Origin of the sequence: Nonomuraea basaltis, assembly GCF_005893125.1 — a bacterium.
GTDB classification, from domain to species: Bacteria; Actinomycetota; Actinomycetes; order Streptosporangiales; family Streptosporangiaceae; genus Nonomuraea; species Nonomuraea basaltis.
This window is the reverse complement of sequence record NZ_VCJS01000379.1, coordinates 1-7,439: the sequence shown is the minus strand read 5'-3', so window position 1 is coordinate 7,439 and position 7,439 is coordinate 1. Positions and strand designations below refer to the sequence as shown.

The 7,439-nt window shown below is 72.6% G+C and carries 6 protein-coding genes and 1 pseudogene; 4 read left to right on the top strand and 3 right to left on the bottom strand.

Going from position 1 to position 7,439, the window contains the following annotated elements:
- The coding region (locus EJK15_RS72285; RefSeq protein ID WP_171075364.1) for a DUF11 domain-containing protein at positions 1 to 970 on the top strand (970 nt) is incomplete at its 5' end.
- Positions 971 to 1,012: 42 nt separating this feature from the next.
- On the opposite strand, the gene EJK15_RS65950 is transcribed toward EJK15_RS72285, so the two are convergent.
- Positions 1,013 to 2,134, bottom strand: coding sequence for an MFS transporter (locus tag EJK15_RS65950; protein ID WP_240778064.1), 1,122 nt, complete (start codon positions 2,132 to 2,134; stop codon positions 1,013 to 1,015).
- A gap of 53 nt (positions 2,135 to 2,187) precedes the next feature.
- On the opposite strand from EJK15_RS65950, the gene EJK15_RS65945 reads away from it, so the two are divergent.
- Together EJK15_RS65945 and ybaK are read left to right on the top strand one after the other, a co-directional pair.
- Positions 2,188 to 3,000 carry an AraC family transcriptional regulator gene (locus EJK15_RS65945; RefSeq protein WP_138720379.1) on the top strand — a complete coding sequence of 271 codons (813 nt, stop codon included), beginning with the start codon at positions 2,188 to 2,190 and terminating at the stop codon, positions 2,998 to 3,000.
- Positions 3,001 to 3,079: 79 nt separating this feature from the next.
- The gene (gene ybaK / locus EJK15_RS65940) at positions 3,080 to 3,535 is read left to right on the top strand and encodes a Cys-tRNA(Pro) deacylase (RefSeq protein WP_138720382.1); all 456 of its coding nucleotides are present in this window, start codon (positions 3,080 to 3,082) and stop codon (positions 3,533 to 3,535) included.
- On the opposite strand, the gene EJK15_RS65935 is transcribed toward ybaK, so the two are convergent.
- Complete coding sequence (locus EJK15_RS65935; RefSeq protein WP_240778063.1) at positions 3,532 to 5,757, bottom strand: transglycosylase domain-containing protein; 2,226 nt, start codon at positions 5,755 to 5,757, stop codon at positions 3,532 to 3,534. The two genes, ybaK and EJK15_RS65935, sit on opposite strands and share 4 nt — an antisense overlap.
- Positions 5,758 to 5,809: 52 nt before the next feature.
- Positions 5,810 to 7,120: a UDP-N-acetylglucosamine 1-carboxyvinyltransferase gene (gene murA, locus EJK15_RS65930; protein ID WP_240778062.1), complete on the bottom strand. Its 1,311-nt coding sequence runs from the start codon at positions 7,118 to 7,120 to the stop codon at positions 5,810 to 5,812.
- A gap of 63 nt (positions 7,121 to 7,183) precedes the next feature.
- Here murA and EJK15_RS65925 point away from each other — a divergent pair.
- Positions 7,184 to 7,439: pseudogene (locus EJK15_RS65925) on the top strand (hypothetical protein); the annotation flags it as partial.

The following is a 7,439-nucleotide window of genomic DNA, read 5'->3' as shown; positions in this document are numbered from 1 at the left end:
GGCCTGGAAGCCCGACGGCTACACCGGCCTCGGCGGCGGCGACTGGAACTCGATCTACGACATCGCCCTCATCGAGGTGGGCGGCCGGAAGCGCACCCTCCAGGAGGTGGTCGGCGCCTTCATCCCGATGCGCAGCCAGGGCGGCCGGTACACCATCGTCACCGCGGGCTATCCGGGGATGTCCGGCAGGAAGCCGTACGACGGGAGGGACCAGCTCTGGTGCCGGGCCAGGACCCAGCCGGCCCGCGCGATCGCCGCGGGAACGACCATGCTCGCCGCCCGGGCCGCCGCCGTCACCTCGAAGCTGCAGACGTACAACTGCCACCTGGCCAGGGGGCACAGCGGCGGGCCGTGGGTCCTCGAGGGCACCCGAGACCTGATCGGCGTGCTGTCGGCGGGCGCGGAGGACGGCCAGGCCGGCGGCTTCTCGGTCGCCAACGCGCTCAACGTGGAGGGCTACGGCGCGATCGTCAAGAAGGCCGACCCGGGCGGCGTCTACGACGCGCTGTCGATCCAGGTCGCGGGCCCGGCCCGGCCGGTCACGCCCGGCAGCGCCGCCACCGTGACCGCCACCGTCACCATGCGAGGCCTGATGGCGGCGTCCCAGGTGCCCGTCACCCTCACGGCGCCGGCGGGCGCGAACCTCGGCGCGGTCAGCGGCGCCGCGTGCGAACGCGCCGGGCAGCAGGCCACGTGCGTGATCGACGCCGTCCGGCCGGGCACCCCGGTCAGCCTCTCGGCCCAGGTGAACGTCGCCCGCGACGCCGGCGGGTCGCTGCCGATCACCGCGCACGTCACCTCCACCCGCCTGGACCCGTCCCAGCGCGACAACACATCCGTGTTCACGATCTCGACCGGCCGGTCGGCCACACCCGCCGTCACGACACCGACCCGCCGCCGAACCGCAACCGCCGCCGTCACGACCGCCCGCCGGCTCAACGCCCCTCGGGCTCACGGGCGCGGACCGTGACGTCACACGCGTGCCCGGCCGGGTGGTCAAGGCCGTGGAACGTCAGACGGGCTCCAGTGCGGGCTCCTTGATCGTGCGGGACACGGCCCAGGCCAGGACCGGGAAGGCGATCAGGCAGGCCAGCGCCGTCCGGAGCGAGGCGGCCTCCGCGACCGCGCCCACCAGCGGGCTCGCCAGGCCGCCCACGCTCACCGCCAGCCCGAGGGTCACGCCGCCGGCCGTGCCCACCCGGCGCGGCAGGAAGTCCTGGCCCAGGGTGACGTGCAGGGAGAAGGGGGCGTACAGGGCGATCGAGGAGGCGGCGATGAAGACGTACGCGGCGGGGCCCGGCGCGAGCACCACGCCCGCGACCGCGGGGATCGCCGCCGCGTACGACAGGCGCATCGTCCGCACCCGGCCCAAGCGGGCCGCCAGCCTGCCGCCCAGCACGGTCCCGGCGGCCCCGCCCGCGAACAGCACGAACAGCGCCACCGCGCCCGCCGCCCCACCCCCCATGTACAGGGCCACGAAGGCGCTCAGGCCGACGTACACGATCGACCGGAAGACGATCACCAGCGTCAGCCTGGCGAACGACGGCCAGTCATCACGCCCGGACACCGGCGCGGCCGCCCTGGCCTCCTGCCCGCTCCCTGCCGGCGCGCGGATCGCCGGAAGGGTCACCAGCGCCCCCAGCACGGCCGGCACCACGAGGAGCGGCGAGGCGCCCAGTCCCCACGCCGCCAGCAGCGGCGTCACCAGCACCGGAGCCGAGGCGAAACCCAGGGTTCCGCCGAGCGAGAACCAGCTCATCCGGACGTGGCTGCCCGCACTGGCGATCCTGGCCAGCCGCGCCGACTCCGGGTGGTAGGCGGCCACGCCCTGCCCGGACAGCGCCACGGCCAGCCAGGTCAGCACGTAGGAGTCCGTCACCCCGCCGGCCGCCACCCCCGCCCCGGCGACCACCATGCTCAGCGGGATCAGCCACGGCATCCGCCACCTGTCCGTCAGCACCCCGAACACCGGCTGCACGACCGATGACAGCAGCGTCGCCGCCAGCACGACGCCCGAGACGGCGACGTAGCCGTACCCGCGCTCGGCCACGAGGAACGGCACGAGCGCGGGGACCGCGCCCTGATAGAGGTCGACCGTCGCATGGCCGGCGGCGAGCATGGGGATCCTTTTCACCTCTCGATCATTCCCGAGCCACGACTGGCCCGCTTCCGATAAAATGCCAATCCATGCCGGAAATCCGCCACATGCCCGAGGCGCCCACCGGGCGCCGGCCGCTCGCGCCCGGCGCCGGCATCGACGCCCACCGGCACGACAGCCACCAGATCGTGTACGCCTGCCGCGGCGTCCTCTCCGTCACCACGAGCGCCGGCACCTGGGTGGCCCCGGCGAACCGGGCGATCTGGGTCCCCGCCGGCACCGTCCACGAGCACCGCGCCCACGGCGACACCGACCTGCGCCTGGTGGGCCTCACCGGCAACCCGCTCGCCCTCGACCGGCCCGCGGTCCTCGCCGTCGGGCCGCTGCTGCGGGAACTGATCATCGCCTACACGGACGACACCGCGATCGAGCCCGCCTCCGCCGACGCCCCGGCCGGGCCGGCCACCGGCGACGCCCCCGCCCCTCCGGTCCGCGCCGTCCCCGCCGACGGCGGGGAGCGCGGACGGTTGCTGGCGGTGCTGCTCGACCAGCTCAGGCGCGCCCCCGAGCAGCCCTTCCACCTGCCCGCCCCGGAAGACCCCAGGCTGGCGGCCGTCTGCGCGATCCTGCACCGCGATCCCGCCGACGACAGGACCCTGGCGCGGCTGGCCGCGGAGGCGAGCACCAGCGAGCGCACGCTCGCCCGGCTCTGCCGCCGCGAGCTCGGCATGAGCTTCCCGCAGTGGCGCACTCAGCTCCGCCTGCACCACGCGCTCGTGCTGCTGGCCGACGGCACCCCCGTGACCGCCGTCGCGCACCGGTGCGGGTGGGCGTCGGCGAGCGCGTTCATCGACGTGTTCCGGCGGGCGTTCGGATACACCCCCGGCCGCGCCTTCATCTAGCGGCCTTTACATTGTAGATTCGCTACAATCGTTCCCTGTGAGCAAATCGAAAGGCAAAGGGGGCGGCACCCCGGCGACCATGGCCCTGACCAAGGCCAAGTCCGAGTTCACGCTCCACCCCTACGAGCACGACTCCTCCGCCCAGGCCTACGGTGAGGAGGCCGCGGACGCGCTCGGCGTGCCGTACGAGCGGATCTTCAAGACGCTGGTGGCCGAGGTCGAGAGCGGGCTCGCGGTGGCGGTCGTGCCGGTGTCGGGCAAGCTCGACCTCAAGGCGCTGGCGAGCGCGCTGGGCAGCAAGCGGGCCGCGATGGCCGACGCCGCGAAGGTGGAGCGGGTGACCGGCTACGTCGTGGGCGGCATCAGCCCGCTGGGCCAGCGCAAGCAGCTCCCGACGGTGGTCGACTCCTCGGCGCTCGACTTCGGGACGATCTACTTCTCGGCCGGCAGGCGCGGTCTGCAGATCGAGACCGCGCCCGACAACCTCATCACGCTCACCAGGGCCGTCACCGCCCCCATCGGCAGGGCGGGCTAGCGCCGCCGCCGGTGCGGCGGCGGCCACTCCCGCGACGGCGTGCCCGGGCTCTCGCCGAGCAGCCATCTGACGAGCTTGCGGTGCCGCCTGACGAAGGCCCGGTCGCCGCGCCTCTTCTCGCGCCGCTCCTCCTCGGCCTGGGCCTCCTTCAGGCCGGGTGTGTAGCCGCCGCCGAAGCGCGCCATGTTCGGCCCGGGGAACCCCTTGGGCTCGATGCGCTGCAGCGCCGGCCGCATCGACTCCACCCAGATCGGCCCCGGCAACGACGCGCCCTGCACCGAGCCGTAGTAACTGTCCCCGATTTGCACGCCCTGCAGCGGGAACCGGTACGACCCGCGGATGTCGCCGACGCTGACCGCTGCCGCCAGGTTTGGCGTGTAGCCGGCGAACCAGGCCGAGGTGTAGCCGTTGTTCGTGCCCGTCTTGCCCGCGGCGGGCCGGTCGAGGCTCTGCCCCTGCATGGTGCCCTTGTCGAACACCCCGGTCAGCACGTGGTTGACCGCGTCCGCGACCGGCCGTTCGATGACCCGCTCGCAGGACGGCGGCACGTGGGTGCGCCGCCCGTTCCTGCCGACGATCTCCACGATGGCCAGCGGCCGGCAGTGGACCCCGCGGGCCGCGAACGCCGCGAACGACGCCGCCACCGTCACCGGGTCCATCTCGTTGACGCCCAGCGTGAACGTCGGCACCTCGCGCAGCGGCCGGCCGTCGGCCCTGACGGTGCCGAGCTTCCTGGCCGTCTTCACCACGTTGCAGAGCCCGACCTTGCGCTCCAGCATCATGTAGAAGATGTTCACCGACTTCCAGGTGCCGGTCTCGATGCTGTGCGGGCCGCCCGAGCCCTCGCCGCTGGCGTTGAGTATGCGGGTGTTCGGGTCGTTCACCGGCCGGCCCGCGCAGTTGCGGTAGCCCCGGTCCGGCACCAGCGAGCCGGGCGTCTCGAAGCCGTCGCCGAACCTCCACCCCTGCCGCAACGCGGTGGCCAGGGTGTACACCTTGAACGTCGATCCGGCCTGGAAGCCCTGCCCGCCGCCGTGCGCCACGTCGGCGGGCAGATTGAAGGTGGTCTTGGGGCCGTTCTTGCTGTTGCCGGGGTTGCGGCCGAACCGCTTGCTCGCCGCCATCGCCCTGATCCGCCCGGTCCCCGGCTCGACCATGGCCTCGGCGGCCACCTCGGTGTCCTCGGGGTGCACGTGGCGGCGGATGGCCCCCTCGGCGGCGTGCTGCGCGATCGGGTCGAGGCTGGTCCTGATCACCAGGCCGCCCCTGGCCATCCTGGCCCGCCGCTCGCGTGCGGTGTTGCCGAACGCCGGGTTCGACAGAAGCTCGTGTTTCACGTACAGGCAGTAGAACGGGTATGAGCTCTGCTCGCACCCGCCGGGCTCAGGTCTGAGCCGCAGGCCGAGGGGCGAGCTCTTGGCGGCCGCCGCCTCCTGCTGCGTGATCAGCTTGAGCCCGGCCATGCGGTCCAGCACGAGGTCCCGCCGCTCCCTCAGCCGGCCGCGGTGCGCCGCGCCGAGCGAGGGATCGGTCGAGTACGGAATCCGCACCGCGCCCGCCAGCGTGGCCGCCTGGGTCAGCGTCAGCTTGGCGGCCGTCGTGGAGAAGAAGCGCCGGGCCGCCGCCTCCACGCCGTGCGCGCCGGCGCCGAAGTAGGCGATGTTCAGGTACCGCTCCAGGATCTGGTCCTTGCGGTACTTGCGTTCGAGCGCCAGTGCGTACCGCAGCTCGGTGATCTTCCTGGCCAGGTTCGGGGCGCGGGCCCGGTCGCGCTCGGCGTCGGTGCGGGCGCTCTCCACCAGGATGTTCTTGACGAGCTGCTGCGTCAGGGACGAGCCGCCCTGCCTGATGCCGCCCGCCTGGGTGTTGGTGAGCAGCGCCCGGAACGTGCCCCTGACGTCGAGGCCGCCGTGCTCGTAGAAGCGGGCGTCCTCGATGGCCACGATCGCCTTGCGCATCACCGGCGCGACGGCGCCCAGCGACACGGCCGTCCGGTTGGCCTCGTAGAACTGGGCGAACTGCCTGCCGTCCTTGTCCAGCAGCCTGGTCACCTGCGCGAGGGGCTCCTCGCGCGGGGCGGGCGGCAGGTCGACGAAGGTGTTGGCGACGCTCTTCGCCGCGAGGCCGCCCCCGCTCACCACGGGCATGGCCAGCGCCGCCGCCAGCACCCCGCCGAGCGCCCCGGCCAGCCCGAGCCCGCCCGCGGATCTGAGTACGCTCACTCAGACGATCTGCGACGCCAGGATCATCGCCAAACGCCCGATTTCCACGTCTTTACCTATCCCTACGGATGTTCAGACCGAGTGACGCGAACTGCTCGAACGGGCGGTGGTAGCCGCGCTCGATGTGGTGCACGCCGCGCAGCGTGGACGGCCCGTCGGCCACCGCGGCGGCCAGCACGGCCGAGAAGCCCGCCCTGATGTCGGGCAGCGTCACGTCGGCGCCCTTGAGCTTGGACACGCCGCGCACGACGGCCGAGTGCCGGGCGTTGGTGTCGTGGTAGCGGCAGGCGGGGCCGCCCAGGCACTGGTCGAACACCTCGATCTCGCAGCCCATCTTCTGCAGCGCGGGCACGTACACCAGGCGGTTCTCGAAGACCGTCTCGTGCAGCACCGACATGCCCTGGCTCTGCGTGAACAGCACCATGAGCGGCGTCTGCCAGTCCGTCATGAACCCGGGGTGGGTGTCGGTCTGCACGGCCGCCGAGCGCAGCCCCTCGGGGGGAGCGGTGGCGCACAGGTATTCGTCGTTGATGTCGAACTGGGCGCCCATCCTGGCCAGCGTGGTGATCGCGGTGACCAGGCGGTCCTGCGGGCAGCCGTGCACGCGCACCTCTCCCCCGGTGACCAGGCCCGCCGCCAGGTACGAGAACGCCTCGATGCGGTCGCCGTTCAGCCACGTGGAGGCGCCGCGCAGCCGCTCGACACCCTCGATGACGATCCTGCGGTCGGGCGACAGCTCGATCCTGGCCCCCATCCGCTGCAGGAACAGGGCCAGCTCGACCACCTCCGGCTCCATCGCGGCGTTCTTGAGCACGGTCTTGCCCTCGGCCAGCACCGCCGACATGAGGATCGTCTCGGTGGCGCCCACGCTCGGGTAGGGCAGCTCGATCCGGGTGCCGTTGAGGCGCTTGGCCTTGGCGTAGATGCCGGTGTCACCCACCTCCACCTCGGCGCCCATCGAGCGCAGGGCCTCCACGTGGAAGTTCACCGGCCGCCGCCCGATGGGGTCGCCGCCGACCAGCGGGACGAACGCCTCCCCCGCCAGGTGCAGCAACGGTCCGAGCATGAGGATGGGGATGCGGTTGAGCCCGGTGAAAGCGTCGGGCACCCGCGGCTCGATCTCCGGGCCGCGCTCGATCCTGATCTCCGTGCGGGAGATCTGGACGTGGATGCCGAGCGCCTCCAGCATGGCGGCCGTGATGCCGACCTCGCCCACCTCGGGCGCGTTGTGGATGCTGCTCTCGGTGCTGCCCAGCATGGCGGCGACCATGTGCTTGGACACGCCGTTCTTGGAACCGCGCACTTCGACGTCTCCCCGGAGCGGGCCGGAGGGTTCTATCAGCCAGACCTCTTCTGCAATCACGAAGCGAGCCTAACCGGGGGATACCATCGAGCTGATTCAGACGTAGATATGAGGGGGAGTGGCGTGACGAGGGAAGTACGCGCTTTTGCGGTAACTGTCCTCACACTTGCCACTCTCGGGGCCGCCGCCGGGCTGCTCTGGTCCGGGGTGTCGCCGCGGGCTCCGTACCAGGTCACGGAGCAGGGGACGGCGCTGGCCGACCCGTCCACGCAGGCGCTGATCGCGGCCGACGGCTGGTTCGCGGTGATCACGGGCGGGCTGGGGCTGCTCTCCGGCGGGGTCGCGTGGTTCGCAGGGCGGCGGTGGATGCTGGGGGTGC

What these genes read in the sequence shown, in the direction of transcription:
- EJK15_RS65945 (WP_138720379.1), top strand. Translation starts at nt 2,188, where the DNA reads ATGCCGGAAATCCGCCACATGCCCGAGGCGCCCACCGGGCGCCGGCCG.
- ybaK (WP_138720382.1), top strand. Translation starts at nt 3,080, where the DNA reads ATGGCCCTGACCAAGGCCAAGTCCGAGTTCACGCTCCACCCCTACGAG.